This window comes from Mesorhizobium bavaricum, from assembly GCF_056781655.1.
In genome coordinates, this window is record NZ_JBXAYV010000001.1 from 91,898 (window position 1) to 109,251 (window position 17,354).

Consider the following 17,354-nt stretch of genomic DNA (forward strand, 5'->3'; position numbering starts at 1 on the left):
AATAGGAAGGCGCGGTTACACCTGACCAGGGGCAACGTTGATGTCGCTGCCGGTGGGACCGGGAGCGGATGAAGCGAGTTTTGTGTCGCCGCCTGTATTGAAATCCCCCGGGCCCAGGCAAGCGGCTTTGTTATCTTCCTGGCAATTGGCATCGGCCATGGAGCGGGCGTTCTTCGCCATATCGCAGATCGTTGTCCCGTTGATGTCGGAGAATCCGCTACAGCGGCCCGACCGAACCATCTCTTGGCAATTGCCCGTCCCCAATTGAATGCAGGCGGCGATCAATGAGGCATCAACCTTCTGACCGTCGAAGGTACCCATTTGCATGAGCTGCTTGACGGGCGCGGAGTTATAGCCGTCGTTCGTAAGTTTGGCCCAGGTGTCGACTTGGAACTGGAGGGATTGGCAGCCAAACTCGGAACGCGACATGCCTGCGTAGTTTTTGATGTTGGTGTTGTTCAACTGGAAAATGCCGGTGCAGCAAGAGCCATTGTAGACGCCTTTGTTGCCGCCGGATTCGAAGCGGCCAAGGCCGCCGAGGCTGCACGACGTGTTTTTCAGCTCGTCGCGCAGGGATGAATTCCTCACGGCATCTGTGATGTCCTGTGCGGAGTAGTCGGTGCGTTCGCAATATTGTGCGCCGGCTGATGCCGCCGCCACCGAGTTGCAGACTAGAAAGCCGGCGGCAAGGACGCCGCTCAGTTTGGAATAGAGACGATACATAGGGATGTGCCTCACGGAAGCTTTAGGCTGGTTGTGCATCGAGACCACTCCTTGCCGCCGACGAACGAACGAAAACGAATCTCTTTGGCGTTCACTTTGACGTCGATTTCGGTTCGATCGTCCCGATTGGCCTGGGGTCGATCGTCATCGGACAGATCGACGTAGCAGGCTTGCGCGCGTGTAACGATTTTGCCGCTGTCTGCATCGATGATGCGCGCCTCGCAGAGGTCAGGCTCCAAGGAAGAGCCGGCGTTGTTTGCGCCAGTCTCGCATTTGCGGGTCGAGGCGATCGAGACGATCAAGGTGCGCGATCCGACCTTGATGGGCTTCGACAGGATATCGAGTGGCGGTATCTGCCCGGGCGGAATGCTTCTGTGCAGCTCGTCACGCCAATAGGCGGCATTCGAAGCGATGATATCGGACCATGCGCTCTCTATGGCTGGTTGCGCGCCTGCGGCCGTAAGCGACTGGTAGCCTAGAGGCTCCCATGCGTGTGCGGAGATGGATGAGATGGAGATAATCGCGAGAGCGCCAAGCGTGGACTTGGTTAACCTCCTGAGCTTCACACCGCCGTGGCCGCCGCCTTCAGCCGCGGTCAAGGCCGCGCATCGCGCGACGTCAGGGAAGCCTTGATCCGCTGGCGATTGCCGGTGGCACGCTGGTGTACTGAGTAAGGTTAGGTTTTCCATGTCGATCATGGTTGCGCTCCTTCCGAGTATCGAGGTTGCCGGAATCAAACCGGGCATCGCGGCTTCCCCTAGGGTTGGGGGATTGGGACCCGGAATTGGCATTCCGGGGCGATTTCACCTTGGAATACGATGCCGGCGCGAATGCTTTTGCCCTGAACATCGTATGCACCCATTGCACCATTCCGAGCGAGGTCGGGGCGGACGTAATTCGGTTGCGCGCCATATTCGATGAAACATCCGGATCCAGCGTCAGCGACCGTGGATCGGCCGTTCTGATAAATCGCCAAGCGCATGGGACACCGTTTCAGCGTGGCTTTGCCGACCGGATCGGTGCGAATGGGCGAGCAGCCGGTGAGCGTGTGCAGGACCGAGAGGACGACGGTTTTGGTTGGGCTGCGAACGACGATGTGACTCTCGGAAGCTGGCGCATTGGCGACCGCAAAGCGCATATCGCCTTTAGCCACATAGGCGTCGTTGTTTTTTTTCAGTCGGTCGGCCCATAGGGAGGCGTAGGGCACGGCTTCCGAATTCGGGAGCTCGAGATCGGCGTAGGCGACGGCGCGCCAGGCGTTCGGATCATGCGTGAGCGACTGAGCCGAAGCGTGGGGCGCCAATGTAAGGGCAGTCGCGACTGCGACAAATGTCAGACGTCCATGCATTCCTTGCCTCGCTTTTATGCCCTATGATTAAATCAATGTTGTAATGATTGTCGAGCATGATATTTGGATGGGACAAGAAGCCCGCCTCTCGGGGTTGGATGAATTGCGAGGCCTGGCGATCGGGCTGGTGGTGCTGTCGCATGTCGGGCCGGTCTTCGGAGAAGGCGGGCCGGTCGCTGCTCTGCTGTTTGCGCCGGCATGGAGCGTCGGGGTCGACCTGTTCTTTGTGATTTCCGGCCTGGTGGTGGAACGCTCATTGCGAAGCCTGCGCCTCGAGCGCGGAGCGCTCGAGGCGGCCTCCGCCTTCTATGTCAGGCGTGCCATGCGGATCGTGCCGCTGGCCTGGTGCGTTGGCGCCATTCTCTCGATCGGGTTGATCATCCCGGGAAGCCGCGTTGAGCCTGCAGACGCGAAGGCGGCATTCGCCTTCATCTCGAATGCGCATTGGGCGCCCTGTTTCGGGGGCGCCACAGGATGCGGTAACGCCTTTGCGTTTGGGCCATTCTGGTCGGTCGCCGCCGAGATGCAATTTTATCTGCTGGCTCCGCTCCTGGTGTTCTTGCTACCGCGGCGGGGGCTCGTCGCGCTGGCCGGGCTCGTTCTCGTGGCCGGGGCGTGCACGCCGCGGCCATGGGGCGGGACCCTCTGGGCGTTCCGAATCGATGCAATCGCGGTCGGGCTGGCGAGCGGCGCCATCATCGGGACGAGCGCATGGCCACGGCAAGCGGAACACCTTCGGGAGATCGGCAACATGGAAGCGGCGTTCTGGATGACGGTCGGGGCCTTTATGCTGGCGATCTTGCCGCCGGCCACACATGGCGTGGCGACTGCCGCACTGGCTCTGATGTGCGGATGGATCGTGACAAGGGCGACCTTGCGGAATCGTTCTGTGAACTGGCCAGCGCGCATTCTGCGCTACGTAGGACACATCTCCTATGCCCTCTATTTGATCCACGTGCCGGTGCTGGCGCTGTTCAACTGGTCCCTTGGCCAATTCTTGGGCGCTCCGACGACGGCAACCCTCTCGATCGCGATTGCGATCGGGCTGTCTCATGTGCTGACAGCGGCGATCGGAGATCCGCTCCGCCAGCTCGGCCGCCAATGGTCAAATCGAACAGTCGGGGAGGTGTCGCCGTGACGGAAAAAAATCGTCAGTGGTCGCTTGTTGGTGAAGATGTCGATCAAATTCCGCGAGGAGCGAGGGCGCTGGCGGAGCAGCTATTGACCGAGACCGACGGCGATGCCGTGGCAGCGCTCGTCGCGGCCTGCTGCGTCATTGGAGCCATGCGCTCGGCGGTATCGAGGGGTATGGTGCGCAATGGATCGCCGTCAGGGGTCGATATCGCGCAAGTGCTGGACGTTTTCGTACGAAGCGAGCCCCCAGCAGAAGAGCAGAACCTAACCGATAGGACCGTGAAGTAGCTAGGCTGGGCAGCCTGCCGCCCGATCCCCCGATATGCCGAATGCACGATACCCCGAGAGCGACCGTCAGCAACTCGGAGCACTGACACTGATTTCGCCCTGGAAAGGAATTGAACGAAAGCCTTGCGAAAATAATCGCTCGCCGGGATTGAACCTAAAAGAAAAAGTGCGGGAAGGGCGGCTTTTCGGCCGGAGGCCAGCGATGGGGCCTCCGTGGCGACGCCGGCGCCTTGCCGTGCTTTGGCCGTCGGCTTCTGTGCGCATCGGGCCAGCCGACACGCGCCAGTGTGACGGCCGCTGCTCAGTAGCGGTTGCCGAACCAGCCCTTGCTCTTGGGTGGCGAGGGTTCCTGATAAGCCCACGGGACGGACGTGTAGGACGGCCTCGGGTCTTGGACGCGCCAAGCTTTCTGCCAGTAGTAGAAATTCAGGGGTACTCGGGCGAGCACGCGACCATCGGCAGACAGGAGGTCGGAAGCACAGGCGACGACGGGGCCGTCGTAGTGTTGCACGCGGCCGGTATAGCCGTTGAGCGCTCCGGGCCGGCACGCAAATACACGAACGCCTGCGGCGATCGTGTCCGGGGCTTCCGCAGGGACGGAGATCGTCTTGATGCCTTCCTTGGTAACGAGCGTGCGCACAGGCACGGAACTCCAATGCGAGCGGCGCAAGGCGCCATTCGCCTGAGCTTCGGTCGGGTAGCCGGTTCGCTGGGTAATGACCGGTGGGAAGCGGCCCAAGTCGGGCGCATATTCTTGCCGGCTGCGACTGACCCGATCGGGCTTCCAATAGGAGTCCGTAACCGAAACGGGCCCGGCCGAATGTGAAGCATCCAGCACTCGCCCGGCGCAACCGGCGAGCAAGGCCGCCGATGCGACGAGGTGGAGGATGTGACGAAATGAACGCATATCGGGCTCGAGGGTCATGGGTTTGCAGGTGAGGATTTCCGATAGAGCGAGCCATGCCATGGTGACAACGCCATAAGGCCACGTCTGCTTTCCCCGCGTCGCGGTCTGGTCGCAGCCGTTGACGCCGCCGTAGGTGCACGAAGCAAAAGTTGATTACTGGTTCTCATGAATCACTCCTCTTCAGAGTCATTGAGTCAATAAACTATCTTGCAAATCGCTGTGCAAGTGTGTCTCTCACTCAGATGCAGCGAAGGAGGAGGGTGCTTGTATCCGCATCGGTGCCCGATGGGCCAGGTAAGTGCATCGGTGTCGAGTTGACGCTGGCGGTCTGACTTTCTGGATTTCGGCAAGGCTGGACCATGGGGCAATCGGTAGCCTGAATGCGCGCTATGCCGCAGCGGTCGCAGCGGCATCCGACTGGACGAACTTAGCGGCTTCGGGGGTAGCCTTGCCTGGTGTCGTTGCGAGCTTCTCGAAGCCGCTGTCCGAGCGCTAAATAGCGAGCCGTAATCGCATTCAGCTTTGTGAAGAACTGCTTGCTCTGCGCAGGGTTGCCCGGCACAGGTGGAGGGGACAAAGCGAAAAGAGCATCTCTATCAGCGTCTAATTGTTCCAGCTCCGAACAGAAACGGCAAACCTCGTGGTCGGTCGTTCCGGAACTCCGATGTGAGGTATGGCGCGAGGTACCCATATGCTTGGTCAGCCGATCCACATCGTTTGACGAAAGTCCGATCGTATCCAAGGCGTTTCCTCCACGCCGGGTTGTGGTAATGCAACCTGGAATAAAGTGGGTTGCAACCTAAGTATACTGGCGGTTTCGCCTGTCACTTTTGACAGGTCGCGAGACGCTGGGATCCAGCGAGGAGCAACTTGGTCAGATAGCCGTCCGAATGGCTTCGAGAGGCACGTTGATATCAAGGAGATAAGCTGGATATGGCGCAATTTGACTCAAATTTTCACGACATGACGGAAGGTATTAGAGCAGTTGCCTCTCTTGCGGACGCCGCGGACCGTCTGAACACAATTGTCGAAAGTTACGGCCTTGAGACGGCGGCCTTTCTTACCGTCAGGCCGGTTTACGAGGAACCGAGTAAGCCGTTCTATGTGACCACCTATTCGCCTGACTGGGTGAAACGCTACATCGAGAAGGATTTTTTCGACATCGATCCCGTGCTTCGCCATGGGCTGCGTGCTGTGACATTGGTTGATTGGAAGGAAATCGACCTATCGGAGAACGCCGTGCGCACGTTCTTTGGTGAAGCGAGGGAACATGGTGTCGGGAAGCATGGCATCACGTTCCCGATTAGGGGTGTCGACGGCGACCGCAGCATTCTGAGCGTGACGAGCAACGAGAACGCAGCGGCGTGGCAGGCGTTTCTCAAATCCGAGGTTCGCGACTTCCAGTATCTCGCCGGCGAATTTCACAATGCTATCGGTCGAATCCAAGGAAGGCCACGCCATCAGACGGTCTGCTCCGATAGAGAGATCGAATGCCTGAAATGGTACGCGAGGGGAGAGAAGGTCAAACGGACCGCAGAGATACTGTCGCTATCCCCTCGCACGGTGCAATTTCATCTCGATCTGGCACGGGCCAAGCTGGGTGCCAAAAGCTTGGCCCACGCGGTTGCGATCGCCGCCGAGCGCGGCCTTTTCTTTCAAAGACTTTTCTGATCGGTAGCCAGGGCCTTCGCGGGCGGCAGACACTTAGTGGGCGAGCTGCGGGGCAGGAAGACTTGTTTTCGGCCCGAAAGCGCGCACCATTCGATCGCCGGGGCGGCGTCGGTGCCGAGTAAGTCGCCCGCCGCCCTGGCAAACGCCTCCGGGGTACTGTGGGCCCAAAGGCCACCGTGTTCTTCAGATGCGGCGGGCGTGCTGCAGGGCATTGCGGCACCGGCTCTTGTGTTGCGCGCGGCGACACGCTGAACCGGCGTTGCCATCGATGGGCTTTTCATATCACACGATCTCCGCACTGGTACATCATCACCGACATGCAGACGTCCTCCCGGCGATTTCGCGGGTATGGCTCAGCGTGGTCGCTGCCTGGCATGAACGCGCCCGGCTGCAGTGCCTCGCCCATGCGCGTCAGATCGCTGAGCGCGGTACGCAGCTGAGGCCAGGGGAACTCGGTGCAGTCTTCGGCGCTTTCGCCCTCGCGCAGGACCGCATCCAGCTTGGCGGCCACGCCGGCGAGTGTCGTAGCAGGCGCTGCCATCAGGGACTCAACCAGCTCCTGCTCTTGGTCGGCGGCGGCAAGTTCCTCCCGCTTGGCGGCGGAATAGCCGATGCGCCGGTCCTCCGCATCCCAGCGCGCCTGGTGGGCTGCTAAATCCGCCTCCGCCCGAGCGCGCAGGTCCGGAAGGCCTGGATTGTCCCCCAATAGGTCTTCGATATCACCCGGCCAGGAGACGGTGACGGTGACATTCTCGTCGGGCAACTCGACTTCCGCTTTTGGGAAGCCGATGGCGTCGACCAGTCTACTCTCAAGATGCTGCTGCTTGCGGCAGAGCGCGACGGTGCGTGTGTATGCGGACTGCCATTCTTGCCACAGCGCCAGTGCTGGATCGAAGGCAGTGTTGCCGGAGAGCGCTCTGTCTGCGGACGCGCTTTGCTGAAATTGCACGGCCGCCGCGGCCGCTCCTGCACCAGTCAACAACATCCTGCGCGTGACGGTGGGACGAACTCGTGTATTGTCGGAATCACCCATGATCCGAGCTCCCTATAGCCTGGGTTCTGGTCAGGCTGGGCGATGTGAGTCACCACGTCGTCCGGCCGTTTTGCAGGTTGGCAGAGTACAGGTCGGGATGTGAGTCGGCAAGAAGAATCATCACACAGTGATGAAATTAGCGCGATCCAATGCAAGATGGCACGGGTAGCTCTTGGGTGGGGTGTGCGGGAACTGGCCGAAGTGGCGCAGGTCGCAACGCAAACGATCACTCGTCTCGAAAAAGGTGACCGCCTCAAGGCAAAAACAGTTGCGGCAATCCGCGCGGCGTTTGAGGCGGCAGGCATCGAGTTCATTGCGCAAAATGGCGGCGGCCCAGGGGTTCGGCTTGCGCAGCCCGATGTCGGCGCGCGACCATCGGCGCGCAATGGTTAACTTTGGTCACTGCGGAACCGCCAAGCGCGGTCATTAGACACCCCTTAAGATGGCTACGAAAGAAGTCGAACAGGATGTCCTTGCGCAGACAGCAGTTTAACCGCCTTGCGGTCGAAGGAGACGAATGTCTCCCCGCCCAGCCAGTCGCCGTCGAAGGCAATCACGCCGTCCGCAAAATCACCGCCGGCCTCAAGCACTGCAAGCCCTGCCTCGACAGCTGGCCGGTTGACGACGACATTCGCGGTGTTCGACAAGGCCCTGATTGCCGCCACTATATCGAAGCGTGCAGTTTGATATTGTCGGGCCAAGACCCATGCGAACTCGCACAAGGCCTGAAGGCTAACGGCGACGATGTCTGCCTTCGCAAGGAGATCGACGGCTGCTTCCGCTTGTCGTTCATCGTCGGCGACATAGGCGCGCAGCAGAACGTTGGTGTCGGCCGTGACTTTCATTCCTTGCTCGATCCAGCTGCAGTACCCGCTTCCGCAATCGCCTCGTTGATCTCTTCAATGCTCAACACGCGTCCATTCGTCTTGCCCTTGAGAAAACCGTAGAGCTCCCTGAATGATCCCTTCACCCGCGCCGCCTTCAATTCCGCCCGGCCGTCGGGGAGCAGATCAAGTTCGATCTTCTCGCCCGGCCTAATTCCCAGATGCTGCAGAACGTCCTTGCGGAAGGTCACCTGTCCCCGTGCCGTCACCGTCAATGTCGTCATCTTACAGCTCCAATTCATCGATACGATTAGATAATGCAAATTTGCATTATCATCAATAGCAGAGTCCCGCGTTGTCGAGCAGTTGCGCTCTGGCGGGTCAATAATCGGCGTCGGTCAGCCGTCCGCCAGTCATCCAATCGTTCCAACCGGTACGGCGATACCTGCCTTGCGGAAGCTGCCATGCTTCGCCGTGCCCAGGAGATAGCATAGGTGGCGGAGTTCGAAAGGGAGCACGCCTCGCCATGGGCGCACCTCAATTCGACCGGCTCGTGCAATGAGCACCGGCCGATGCTGACGCAGGACGAACGCATGCCGTTGAGGATGTTTTCAGCGAACTGCGGGGTAGAAAACCACGCTGCCGGACTCGGCCGATGAAAGTTTGCCTTACGACTGAAGCCAAGGCGGATTTGCGGCAGATCGGTGATTACATCGCGAAGCACAAACCGCCTCGCGCCTGGTCTTTCGGATTTCGTCGGATGAGGCGGGCGGACCGGGAAGCCTTGTCCTGTCTGGAGTATTGACGAACTTTATCCATACGGGCAATCCGTCAGCACCATGCCTGAGGCGGTGTTCCTGTGCCGGATCGCAACATCTATGGTCCGTCGCTCAACCTGATCCGGAAGGCGCCGCGTGGGTAGAATGCTGGCCGAACCAAGGGTCCTATTCGCAAACCACACGGTACCGCTTGCCGGGCTCGCTGATGTTCTTGCAGACAAGCGGCTTGCTCGGCTCGGAAGAGGAGAGCGGCGGGCTTGCGGCCGGCGATGCCCGTCTGTTGGATGTCTTGAGACTTGCCATACGGCGCGGTTCGAGCCGTTCCGGCTTCTGTGGCGCAACCGGAAACACGCTGGTTTCGATCTGTGGCTGCTGCAGGCGTGGCGGCTCTTTGTCAAAGAATCGCCTGGTATCAAGCGCTCTCGGAATAATCACCGTACCATCATCGCTGCGTGCGCAGCCGCTACCCAACAGTAAAGCCAGCCCCAGGAGAAAAGGCAGTATCCGTCCAAACATAAGCTTAACCCTTATCGGGCCTATATCCGGCTTGCGGGTCGCCGACAACCGGCGCAATGGACACGAAGAAAGGGCGGCTTTGCTTGCCGCCCTTTCGAAATTATCGAGATGCGTGGACCTTTAAAAGCCCATCCCACCCCCCATGCCGCCCATGCCGCCGCCGGGCATGCCACCAGGCATGCCGCCGCCAGCCGACTCCTTCTTCGGAGCCTCCGCGATCATGGCTTCGGTGGTGACGAGCAGGCCGGCGACCGAAGCCGCGTCCTGGAGAGCCGTGCGCACGACCTTGACCGGGTCGACGATGCCCATGGCGATCATGTCGCCATATTCGCCGGTCTGGGCGTTGTAGCCGAAGGTCGCACCCTTGTTCTCAAGGATCTTGCCAGCAACGATCGAAGCTTCAGCACCGGCGTTCGCGGCGATCTGACGGGCCGGAGCCTGCAGTGCACGACGAACGATGTTGATGCCAGCAGCCTGGTCGGCATTGGCGCCGGTGGCCTTGATGTTGGCCGAAGCGCGCAGCAGCGCAACGCCACCACCAGCCACGATGCCTTCTTCCACGGCCGCGCGGGTCGCGTTGAGGGCGTCGTCGACGCGGTCCTTCTTTTCCTTGACTTCCACTTCGGTCGCACCGCCGACGCGGATCACCGCAACGCCGCCCGCGAGCTTCGCGAGACGTTCCTGCAGCTTCTCCTTGTCGTAGTCCGAAGTGGTCTCTTCGATCTGCTGCTTGATCTGGGCAACGCGGCCCTGGATCTCTTCCTTCTTGCCGGCGCCGTCGACGATGGTGGTGTTCTCCTTGGAGATCGATACCTTCTTGGCGCGGCCGAGCATGTTGAGGCCGACGTTCTCGAGCTTGATGCCGAGGTCTTCCGAGATGACCTGGCCACCGGTCAGGATGGCGATGTCTTCCAGCATGGCCTTGCGGCGATCACCGAAGCCCGGCGCCTTGACGGCGGCGATCTTCAGGCCGCCACGCAGCTTGTTGACGACCAGCGTGGCCAGAGCCTCGCCTTCGACGTCTTCCGAGATGATGAGCAGCGGCTTGGAGGTCTGCACGACGGCTTCGAGAACCGGCAGCATGGCCTGGAGGTTGGAGAGCTTCTTCTCGTGGAGCAGGATGTAGACGTCCTCGAGCTCGGCAACCATCTTGTCGGCGTTGGTGACGAAGTAGGGCGAGAGGTAGCCGCGGTCGAACTGCATGCCTTCGACGACTTCCAGCTCGGTTTCGGCGGTCTTGGCTTCCTCAACCGTGATGACGCCTTCGTTGCCGACCTTCTGCATCGCTTCGGCGATCATCTTGCCGACCGACTCGTCGCCATTGCCGGCGATCGTGCCGACCTGGGCAACCTCTTCCGAGGTCTTGATCTTTTTGGCGTTCTTGATCAGCGTCGCGACGACGTCGGTCACGGCAAGATCGATGCCGCGCTTCAGGTCCATCGGGTTCATGCCGGCGGCAACGGCCTTGTGGCCTTCCTGGACGATCGACTGCGCCAGAACGGTCGCGGTCGTGGTGCCGTCGCCGGCGATGTCGTTGGTCTTCGAAGCGACTTCGCGGACCATCTGCGCGCCCATGTTCTCGAACTTGTCTTCAAGCTCGATTTCCTTGGCGACGGTGACGCCGTCCTTGGTGATGCGCGGGGCGCCGAACGACTTGTCGATGACGACGTTGCGGCCCTTGGGGCCGAGCGTTACCTTCACCGCGTCGGCGAGGATGTTGACGCCGCGCAGCATGCGCTCGCGGGCATCACGGGAGAATTTTACGTCTTTGGCAGCCATTTTTAGCTCCTGGGCATTTCGCCCGAAATTCAGATTGGATGGTACGGATGAAAGGCAGCGGCGTGTTAGCCGATGATGCCCATGATGTCGGCTTCCTTCATGATCAGAAGGTCTTCGCCATTGAGCTTGACTTCGGTGCCCGACCACTTGCCGAACAGGATACGGTCGCCAGCCTTGACGTCCAGGGGCACGAGCTTGCCAGCTTCGTCGCGGGCGCCCGAGCCGACGGCGATGATCTCGCCTTCCTGCGGCTTTTCCTTTGCCGTGTCGGGGATGATGATCCCGCCGGCGGTCTTGGATTCGGATTCGACCCGGCGAACGACCACGCGGTCATGAAGCGGGCGGAACTTCGACTTTGCCATTTTTTGGATTTTCCCTGGTGCGGAGATTGAGAGGTCGGTTGCCGGACCGTTGTTAGCACTCAGAGGTGTCGAGTGCTAACGCGGCTGTGAAATAGGCTACCGGCTCATCCTAGTCAAGAAGGAAGAGGGTCACGGGCGAAGAGCAAAAATCGCGCTGCCATGCGACCGCAAGAGGCCCTCGCTGTTCGTGACTGCCAGTACCGGGCTCTAACCGCAAGCAAGTCGTAACGGGCTTGCAAATATCGCAGAGCTTGGCCACAACGCGCTTTGCCAGATGACCTAGGGTGAGGGCGCAAGCAAGGAGTGGATATGGTTTTCCGACTGAAGGAGCTGCTCGGCAAGAGGTTTGATGAAGAAGTGCAATTCTTCAAAGCCTGGCAGAAGGACAAGAAGGGCGTAGGAGCCCTCATCCCCACTTCGATATATGCGGCGCACCGGATGGCAAGCGTCATCAACCCGCGGTCCGGAATGCCGATCCTAGAGCTTGGCGCGGGAACCGGCGTCATCACCAAGGCAATCCTGGAGAGGGGCATCAAACCGCATCAGTTGGTGTCGCAGCTCTTCCATCCCAATCAAAAGCGTCGAATGGGGCTGTCAGGTCCTCCTATGTCTTTCCGGCGACTGGCAAGGCACCCCCTCGTGCCGCCAATTTACAAGTTGATTGCGGCGATGGAAGCCCCGGGTTTTAATTGGCCGACCTGTCCGCAAGCCGACTCAAGCGCGGCGAGATTTGGGAAGTATGAGGATTGTCCGTCTGGCTGGCAAGCAGTTGGCAGCTCCGAATCCGATCGGCCGGGCTTAGGTCAAGAACGAAACATCTGCCGCATCGCGGCCGATAGGCTCTCATTACCCGTCGTTTTCAAAAACAAAGGACTCGGCGGGTATCATGGAGACGGATCACGTCCGGTCCAAATCGAAATCGACGGTAAGGTGGTTGCGGCAACAACCCAGACCGCGGGAAACGATCGAGGGCATTCCCTTGGTAATGGCCCCACCTACTTACACCATCCCTCGACCGATGCGCGGAAAGCCCTGGTTCATCGAGTATGATGACGCGAACGGCGTGCGCCAGAAAAGCTGGTTCACTCTCAACATCCCATGAGCCAGGCGATCACGCAGGACGAGGTGCTACGACGGTGACAATTTCAGGGAGGTTTGAAGTGTTCAAGGTGCTTCTCCTGTCCACTGTGATTTTGAACACAGGCGCAGTGTTGGCAGCGGCTGGTCAGAGCGACAAGCCGCGATCAAACGTGGACAATCCTATGTGGCCCGCTTCACTAAGATGGGACTGCAACACAGCTGCCAAAATCGTGTGCGAGCGTGATGGCGGTTGCTCAGTGGCTGGGGACCACACTGGATTTGTGCTGAACTACGGCAGCAACGAAGCTGAGTTTCCGGCCAGCAATGTCAGGATCAAACGCCACTATCAACAGACCGTGCAGGGGAGCCCTTTGCAGCAGGAAGTTAAAGTTGAACTGGCCGACAATCGCGTTCTTTGGCTGACGGCCGTGGATGCCAGCCGCACTTATTCGCAAGCGTGGGTCGGCGCATTGAGCGAGTTGAAGGGTGGCGCGGTACTCATGGGATCCGAGGGAGTCTATTGCATGCCGCACAAGTGAGTGCGCCGAGAGGGGAGGCGAGCGAAGGCCGATATGGTCCGACCCCGGCGTTTCAGAAAAGGTCGGGGGCTTCCCGTCCAATTTCATCAGACGATGAGGAGTTTTAGTAGCATCGATGTGTCGAACCGAGACGTCGAGTAAGCATGGCGCAATCCGTGGGTGTTGCGGAGCCCTGCCTTGAGTGGCAGGGCTATTCATCATCCAACAAAGTATCTGCGATGGAATGGCAAGGGGCGCTTGAGGCGGCTCGTTCATTCATCTCTGTCAATGCAACCCAAACTCGCGCAGCAATTCTTCGCGATAGCGCACGAAGCGGGTTTCGCTGCGCTCGCGCGGGCGTGGCAGGTCGATGTCGATCAGCCTTGCCGCGCCACCTTTCTCCTTGGGCAGGATCAGCACCCGGTCGGCCAGATAGATCGCCTCTTCCAGATCGTGGGTGACCATCACCATGGTGACGTTCTCCTCACTCCAGATGCGCGCCAGTTCTTCCTGCATGCCGATCTTGGTCATAGCGTCCAGCGCCCCCAGCGGCTCGTCGAGCAGAAGGATCTCTGGCTGGATGGTGAGCGCCCGGGCGATGCCGACGCGCTGCGCCATGCCGCCGGAAAGCTGGCTCGGAAAAGCATCGGCGAATTCGGCAAGGCCGACCAACGCGACGTAGAAACGGGCGCGTTCCTCGGCTTGGCTCTTGGGCACGCCGCGCACTTCGAGGCCGAAGGCGACGTTGCCGAGCACACTGAGCCACGGCAGCAGGCGCGGTTCCTGGAAGATCACGGCGCGCTCGGCGCCGACGCCATGCACCGGCTGGCCGTCGATCGCGACGGCGCCGCTGTCGGCAGCCTCCAGTCCCGCAAGAATACGCAGCAGCGTGGTCTTGCCGGAGCCGCTGGCGCCGACGATGACCAGGCATTCCCCCGAACGGATGTCGAGGTTGAGCGTCCGCAGCACGGCAAGCCGGCGCCCGCCGAGGCTGAAGGATTTGGAGAGGTCGCGGATCGAGACCTCTCCGCTGCGATTGGAACCGGTCATCTCATCTCTCAGCTATTTCAGGGCTCAGTTGATCTTAGTTTCGCCGAGCCGGTACAGGATGTCGACAGCTTTCAGCTTGCCCTTGGCCAGGCGGCCGTCGCGCTCCAGCACGGCGACCCAGAAATCGATGTCGCGGTCGGTCGCCTGCGCACCTTCGCGAAGTCCGAAACCGGTCCAGTATTTGGCGAGATCGCCGTTTTCGCCACGCTTGTTGAGGATATTGGCCAGCACCTTGCGGGCTTCGTCCGGGTTCTGACGCGACCAGTCCGACGCGCGCGCCGACTGTTGGACGAAGTTGCGCGCCGCATCCGGATTGGCGGCGATGAAGTCGCGCCTGAGCACGACGAAGCCGCCGGCGAGTTCGCCGAGCACCTGGGTATCGTCGAACACGCCGCGCACGCCGCCATTGGCGACCAGCGCGCCGGCAAACGTTGCCTGCCAGTAGCCGAGCCCGGCTATATCGACCTGGCGCGAGCGCAAGGTCTGCTCCAGCTGCGGCCCGGGCACGACAATGAGGTTGGCGGCAGTCGGCGGCAGGCCGACGCTGTGCAGGGCTTCGCGCACCGTATAGTCGAGATGGGCGCCGAGCGTGTTGACCGAGATGGTCTTGCCGGCGATGTCGGCGATCGATTTGATCGGGCTGTCTTCGAGCACGTAGAAGACGCTTTTGACGTCCTTATTGATGCCGTTGCTCGGATACGCCGCGACGAAGTCGTTGCCGCCCGAGATCGAGTTGATCACCGCCGCGGTGGCGGCCGAGCCGATGTCGACGCTGCCGGAGGACAGCGCAAACAGCGATTCCGGTCCGCCCGAGGCATAGCCGACATTCTCTAGTTCGACGCCGAGCCCCTTGAAGTAGCCGAGTTCGTCGGCCAGTTCATGCGGCGAGATGCTGCCCCGGCTGGCGAGATAGCGGAATTTGACGGGTGCGGTTTCGGCAAAGGCGAGGCGCGGCAGGCCGGCGGCGATGAGGCCGGCGGCAAGCGGTGCGCCGGCAAGCAGGGAACGGCGGGTGATTTTCATGGTCCGGTCTTTCCTGGGTTTTGGGGGAGGCCTAGGTTGAGTGTGGGCTGCTCAGTTGGCTGGATTGCTCCAGCGGCAGAGTCGCCGCTGCAGCGTGACCAGTACCTGGTTGGCGATCAGGCCGAGGCCGGCGAGGATGACGATTGCCGCAAACATCAGCGGGATCTGAAAATTGTACTGCGCGTTCATCACCTGGAAGCCGATGCCCTTGTTGGCGCCGATCATCTCGGACGCGATCAGGAGCAGCAGCGCCGTGGTGGCGCTCAGCCGCAGGCCGACGAAGATCGACGGCACGGCGCCCGGCAGCACGACGCGGCGAAACACGGTCAGCCGGCTCGCGCCGTAGACGCGCGCCATTTCGAGCAGCTTTGGATCCACTTCCTTGACGCCGCTGGTGGTGTTGAGCAGCAGCGGAAACAGCGTCGCCCAGAAGATGACGAAGATCTTCGAAGTTTCGCCGAGCCCCAGGAGCAGGATGAACACCGGATAGAGCGCCAGCGCCGACGTCTGCCGGAACACCTGCAGGATCGGATCGAGCGCGGTTTCGACCGGGCGCACCTGGCCCATGAACAGGCCGAGCGGGATGGCGACCGCTACGGCCGCCGCAAAGGCAATGCCGGCGCGTTGCAGGCTGATGGCGATGTCGCCGAGCAGGCTGCCGCCGGCAAGCCCCTTCCAGAGCGCAGCTATGATCATGTCGATCGGCGGCAGCACCGCCGCGTTGACCCATCCGACGCTGCTCGCCACCTGCCAGAGCGCCAGGAAGCCAACAAGCACGCCGTAGCGAGACAGAAACCGAACAGCCGTCCGGCCGCCGAGGTGCAAGAAGTCGGCGCCGAAACCAGTTTCGCCGCCACTGCGGCGAACCGCTATCTGCCGATCGATGTGCTGCAATGTCATCGTTTTACCCTTCAGCTACGAGGATCATTCGGCGGCAAGGACGGTCGACCGAGCGACGGTCCATGGATTTTCCGGCCGCCTGAGGCCGAGATTCTCGCGCAGTGTCCGGCCTTCGTAAGCCGTGCGGAACAGGCCGCGCCGCTGCAGTTCGGGAATGACCAGATCGACGAAATCGTCGAGCGCGCCGGGCAGCCAGGGCGGCAGGATGTTGAACCCGTCGGCCGCCTCGCTGGTAAACCATTCCTCCAGCTGATCGGCGACCTGCGTGGCGCTGCCGACAATGGTGTAGTGGCCGCGCGCCGTCGCCACCCATTGATAGAGCTGGCGGATGGTGAAGTTGTGCTCGTCGGCGATCTGCCGGATCAGCGCCTGGCGGCTCTTCATGCCTTCGGTTTCCTTGCTCGGCGGCAACGGGCCGTCGAGCGGATACCCCCTGATGTCGAGCGTCTGGCCGGCAAGTCCGTTGAGGAGCGCAACACCGTCCTCGGGCAGGATGAGGTCGTTGAGCTGCTTGTATTTGGCGCGGGCTTCTTCCTCGGTGCGACCGACGAAAGGGGCAACGCCCGGCATGATCAGCACCTGGTCGGGATCGCGGCCGGCTTCAGCCACGCGCGCCTTGATGTCGCGGTAGAATTCCTGCGCCGTCTCCAGCTTCTGATGGGCGGTGAAGATCACCTCGGCCGAGTGCGCGGCAAGCCCGCGTCCGTCTTCGGACTGCCCGGCTTGTACGACAACCGGATGTCCCTGCACCGGGCGCGGCACGTTGAGCGGGCCTTTGACGCTGAAATGCTCGCCCTTGTGGTCGATGTCGTGCAGTTTGTCCTTGTCGTAGAAGCGGCCCGACTGCTTGTCGCGGATGAAGGCGTCATCCTCCCAGCTGTCCCACAGCGCTTTGACCGTCTCGACATGCTCATGCGCCCTGGCATAGCGCTCGGCATGGTTGGGCTGGACGTCGCGGTTGAAATTGCGCGCCGTCTCGTCGCCGGCCGAGGTCACCACGTTCCAGCCGGCGCGGCCGTTCGACAACAGGTCGAGCGAGGCGAATTTGCGCGCCAGCGTGTAGGGCTCTTCATAGGTGGTGGACGCCGTGGCGATGAAGCCGAGATGCGTGGTCAGCGGCGCCAGCGCCGCAAACAGCGTCACCGGCTCGAAGCCGGCGATCTTGGCATTGCCGCCTTCGCGGGCGCCGAGGCCAACGGTCAGGTTGTCGGCGAGGAAATAGGCGTCGAACAGGCCGCGCTCGGCGGTCAGCGCCAGCTGCTTGTGGAACTCGAAATTGGTGGCGCCGTCGGCGGGCGCATCGGGATGGCGCCAGGCGGCGATATGCTGGCCGCCGCCGGGCAGGAAGGCGCCGAGCTTGATCTGTCTGGGCATTGTCAAATTCCCTCTTGTCGCATCAGTTGAAGACATGCCCCCTGG

Annotated in this window: 19 protein-coding genes; 6 read left to right on the top strand and 13 right to left on the bottom strand. The window is 61.2% G+C overall.

The genetic code is table 11. The features are described 5' to 3' along the window. Positions 1 to 15: 15 nt before the first annotated feature. From AC1RZR_RS33225 to AC1RZR_RS33235, 3 genes are read right to left on the bottom strand one after another with little or no spacing between them, the layout of a single operon-like run. On the bottom strand, positions 16 to 723 hold the full coding sequence (locus tag AC1RZR_RS33225; RefSeq protein ID WP_481829432.1) for a hypothetical protein: 708 nt from the start codon (positions 721 to 723) through the stop codon (positions 16 to 18). 11 nt (positions 724 to 734) lie between these two features. Beyond that, positions 735 to 1,421 (bottom strand): hypothetical protein, encoded by a 687-nt coding sequence (locus AC1RZR_RS33230; RefSeq protein ID WP_246094105.1) that lies wholly within the window; start codon positions 1,419 to 1,421, stop codon positions 735 to 737. A 59-nt stretch (positions 1,422 to 1,480) separates the two neighbouring features. Then, complete coding sequence (locus AC1RZR_RS33235) at positions 1,481 to 2,071, bottom strand: hypothetical protein (RefSeq protein WP_481829433.1); 591 nt, start codon at positions 2,069 to 2,071, stop codon at positions 1,481 to 1,483. Positions 2,072 to 2,138: 67 nt separating this feature from the next. Here AC1RZR_RS33235 and AC1RZR_RS33240 point away from each other — a divergent pair, with 67 nt between their 5' ends. Together AC1RZR_RS33240 and AC1RZR_RS33245 are read left to right on the top strand one after the other, a co-directional pair. Continuing rightward, positions 2,139 to 3,209 carry an acyltransferase family protein gene (locus AC1RZR_RS33240; RefSeq protein WP_481829434.1) on the top strand — a complete coding sequence of 357 codons (1,071 nt, stop codon included), beginning with the start codon at positions 2,139 to 2,141 and terminating at the stop codon, positions 3,207 to 3,209. Further along, positions 3,206 to 3,493 carry a hypothetical protein gene (locus AC1RZR_RS33245; RefSeq protein WP_136621841.1) on the top strand — a complete coding sequence of 96 codons (288 nt, stop codon included), beginning with the start codon at positions 3,206 to 3,208 and terminating at the stop codon, positions 3,491 to 3,493. Before AC1RZR_RS33240 ends, AC1RZR_RS33245 begins: the two co-directional genes overlap by 4 nt. A gap of 301 nt (positions 3,494 to 3,794) precedes the next feature. On the opposite strand, the gene AC1RZR_RS33250 is transcribed toward AC1RZR_RS33245, so the two are convergent. Then, positions 3,795 to 4,460: a hypothetical protein gene (locus AC1RZR_RS33250; RefSeq protein WP_481829435.1), complete on the bottom strand. Its 666-nt coding sequence runs from the start codon at positions 4,458 to 4,460 to the stop codon at positions 3,795 to 3,797. Between the two features lie 873 nt (positions 4,461 to 5,333). Between AC1RZR_RS33250 and AC1RZR_RS33255 the strand changes: the two genes are divergently transcribed. Further along, positions 5,334 to 6,071: a helix-turn-helix transcriptional regulator gene (locus AC1RZR_RS33255; protein WP_136621842.1), complete on the top strand. Its 738-nt coding sequence runs from the start codon at positions 5,334 to 5,336 to the stop codon at positions 6,069 to 6,071. Positions 6,072 to 6,348: 277 nt separating this feature from the next. Here the strand turns inward: AC1RZR_RS33255 and AC1RZR_RS33260 are convergent, their stop codons facing one another. Further along, entirely contained in the window at positions 6,349 to 7,104 is a 756-nt protein-coding gene (locus tag AC1RZR_RS33260) for a hypothetical protein (protein ID WP_136621843.1), read from the bottom strand. 135 nt (positions 7,105 to 7,239) lie between these two features. Between AC1RZR_RS33260 and AC1RZR_RS33265 the strand changes: the two genes are divergently transcribed. Beyond that, positions 7,240 to 7,497, top strand: a complete 258-nt coding sequence (locus tag AC1RZR_RS33265) for a helix-turn-helix domain-containing protein (protein WP_481829619.1) — start codon at positions 7,240 to 7,242, stop codon at positions 7,495 to 7,497. Between the two features lie 53 nt (positions 7,498 to 7,550). Here the strand turns inward: AC1RZR_RS33265 and AC1RZR_RS33270 are convergent, their stop codons facing one another. From AC1RZR_RS33270 to groES, 4 genes are all read right to left on the bottom strand, one after another. Continuing rightward, complete coding sequence (locus tag AC1RZR_RS33270; RefSeq protein ID WP_481829436.1) at positions 7,551 to 7,949, bottom strand: type II toxin-antitoxin system VapC family toxin; 399 nt, start codon at positions 7,947 to 7,949, stop codon at positions 7,551 to 7,553. Then, positions 7,946 to 8,212 (bottom strand): AbrB/MazE/SpoVT family DNA-binding domain-containing protein, encoded by a 267-nt coding sequence (locus tag AC1RZR_RS33275; RefSeq protein ID WP_136621845.1) that lies wholly within the window; start codon positions 8,210 to 8,212, stop codon positions 7,946 to 7,948. Before AC1RZR_RS33275 ends, AC1RZR_RS33270 begins: the two co-directional genes overlap by 4 nt. A 1,131-nt stretch (positions 8,213 to 9,343) precedes the next feature. Further along, positions 9,344 to 11,002: a chaperonin GroEL gene (groL, locus tag AC1RZR_RS33280; RefSeq protein ID WP_481829437.1), complete on the bottom strand. Its 1,659-nt coding sequence runs from the start codon at positions 11,000 to 11,002 to the stop codon at positions 9,344 to 9,346. A 65-nt stretch (positions 11,003 to 11,067) separates the two neighbouring features. Next, the gene (gene groES, locus AC1RZR_RS33285; protein ID WP_006333965.1) at positions 11,068 to 11,364 is read right to left on the bottom strand and encodes a co-chaperone GroES; all 297 of its coding nucleotides are present in this window, start codon (positions 11,362 to 11,364) and stop codon (positions 11,068 to 11,070) included. 309 nt (positions 11,365 to 11,673) lie between these two features. Here groES and AC1RZR_RS33290 point away from each other — a divergent pair, with 309 nt between their 5' ends. Beyond that, positions 11,674 to 12,414, top strand: coding sequence for a hypothetical protein (locus AC1RZR_RS33290; RefSeq protein ID WP_481829438.1), 741 nt, complete (start codon positions 11,674 to 11,676; stop codon positions 12,412 to 12,414). A 110-nt stretch (positions 12,415 to 12,524) separates the two neighbouring features. Continuing rightward, positions 12,525 to 12,983, top strand: coding sequence for a hypothetical protein (locus tag AC1RZR_RS33295; protein WP_481829439.1), 459 nt, complete (start codon positions 12,525 to 12,527; stop codon positions 12,981 to 12,983). 264 nt (positions 12,984 to 13,247) lie between these two features. Here AC1RZR_RS33295 and AC1RZR_RS33300 read toward each other — a convergent pair whose 3' ends face one another. The 4 genes from AC1RZR_RS33300 to AC1RZR_RS33315 are packed head-to-tail and all read right to left on the bottom strand — an operon-like array spanning position 13,248 to position 17,309. Beyond that, positions 13,248 to 14,012 carry an ABC transporter ATP-binding protein gene (locus AC1RZR_RS33300; protein WP_136622700.1) on the bottom strand — a complete coding sequence of 255 codons (765 nt, stop codon included), beginning with the start codon at positions 14,010 to 14,012 and terminating at the stop codon, positions 13,248 to 13,250. A 24-nt stretch (positions 14,013 to 14,036) separates the two neighbouring features. Next, entirely contained in the window at positions 14,037 to 15,035 is a 999-nt protein-coding gene (locus tag AC1RZR_RS33305; protein WP_481829440.1) for an ABC transporter substrate-binding protein, read from the bottom strand. 51 nt (positions 15,036 to 15,086) lie between these two features. Next, positions 15,087 to 15,935 (bottom strand): ABC transporter permease, encoded by an 849-nt coding sequence (locus AC1RZR_RS33310; RefSeq protein ID WP_481829441.1) that lies wholly within the window; start codon positions 15,933 to 15,935, stop codon positions 15,087 to 15,089. A 24-nt stretch (positions 15,936 to 15,959) separates the two neighbouring features. Continuing rightward, a complete protein-coding gene (locus AC1RZR_RS33315; RefSeq protein WP_481829442.1) occupies positions 15,960 to 17,309 on the bottom strand; it encodes an LLM class flavin-dependent oxidoreductase in 1,350 nt (449 codons plus the stop codon). Positions 17,310 to 17,354 lie beyond the last annotated feature (45 nt).

What these genes read in the sequence shown, in the direction of transcription:
- AC1RZR_RS33225 (WP_481829432.1), bottom strand. Translation starts at nt 723, where the DNA reads ATGTATCGTCTCTATTCCAAACTGAGCGGCGTCCTTGCCGCCGGCTTT.
- AC1RZR_RS33230 (WP_246094105.1), bottom strand. Translation starts at nt 1,421, where the DNA reads ATGATCGACATGGAAAACCTAACCTTACTCAGTACACCAGCGTGCCAC.
- AC1RZR_RS33235 (WP_481829433.1), bottom strand. Translation starts at nt 2,071, where the DNA reads ATGCATGGACGTCTGACATTTGTCGCAGTCGCGACTGCCCTTACATTG.
- AC1RZR_RS33240 (WP_481829434.1), top strand. Translation starts at nt 2,139, where the DNA reads ATGGGACAAGAAGCCCGCCTCTCGGGGTTGGATGAATTGCGAGGCCTG.
- AC1RZR_RS33250 (WP_481829435.1), bottom strand. Translation starts at nt 4,460, where the DNA reads ATGGCATGGCTCGCTCTATCGGAAATCCTCACCTGCAAACCCATGACC.
- AC1RZR_RS33255 (WP_136621842.1), top strand. Translation starts at nt 5,334, where the DNA reads ATGGCGCAATTTGACTCAAATTTTCACGACATGACGGAAGGTATTAGA.
- AC1RZR_RS33260 (WP_136621843.1), bottom strand. Translation starts at nt 7,104, where the DNA reads ATGGGTGATTCCGACAATACACGAGTTCGTCCCACCGTCACGCGCAGG.
- AC1RZR_RS33270 (WP_481829436.1), bottom strand. Translation starts at nt 7,949, where the DNA reads ATGAAAGTCACGGCCGACACCAACGTTCTGCTGCGCGCCTATGTCGCC.
- AC1RZR_RS33275 (WP_136621845.1), bottom strand. Translation starts at nt 8,212, where the DNA reads ATGACGACATTGACGGTGACGGCACGGGGACAGGTGACCTTCCGCAAG.
- groL (WP_481829437.1), bottom strand. Translation starts at nt 11,002, where the DNA reads ATGGCTGCCAAAGACGTAAAATTCTCCCGTGATGCCCGCGAGCGCATG.
- groES (WP_006333965.1), bottom strand. Translation starts at nt 11,364, where the DNA reads ATGGCAAAGTCGAAGTTCCGCCCGCTTCATGACCGCGTGGTCGTTCGC.
- AC1RZR_RS33290 (WP_481829438.1), top strand. Translation starts at nt 11,674, where the DNA reads ATGGTTTTCCGACTGAAGGAGCTGCTCGGCAAGAGGTTTGATGAAGAA.
- AC1RZR_RS33300 (WP_136622700.1), bottom strand. Translation starts at nt 14,012, where the DNA reads ATGACCGGTTCCAATCGCAGCGGAGAGGTCTCGATCCGCGACCTCTCC.
- AC1RZR_RS33305 (WP_481829440.1), bottom strand. Translation starts at nt 15,035, where the DNA reads ATGAAAATCACCCGCCGTTCCCTGCTTGCCGGCGCACCGCTTGCCGCC.
- AC1RZR_RS33310 (WP_481829441.1), bottom strand. Translation starts at nt 15,935, where the DNA reads ATGACATTGCAGCACATCGATCGGCAGATAGCGGTTCGCCGCAGTGGC.
- AC1RZR_RS33315 (WP_481829442.1), bottom strand. Translation starts at nt 17,309, where the DNA reads ATGCCCAGACAGATCAAGCTCGGCGCCTTCCTGCCCGGCGGCGGCCAG.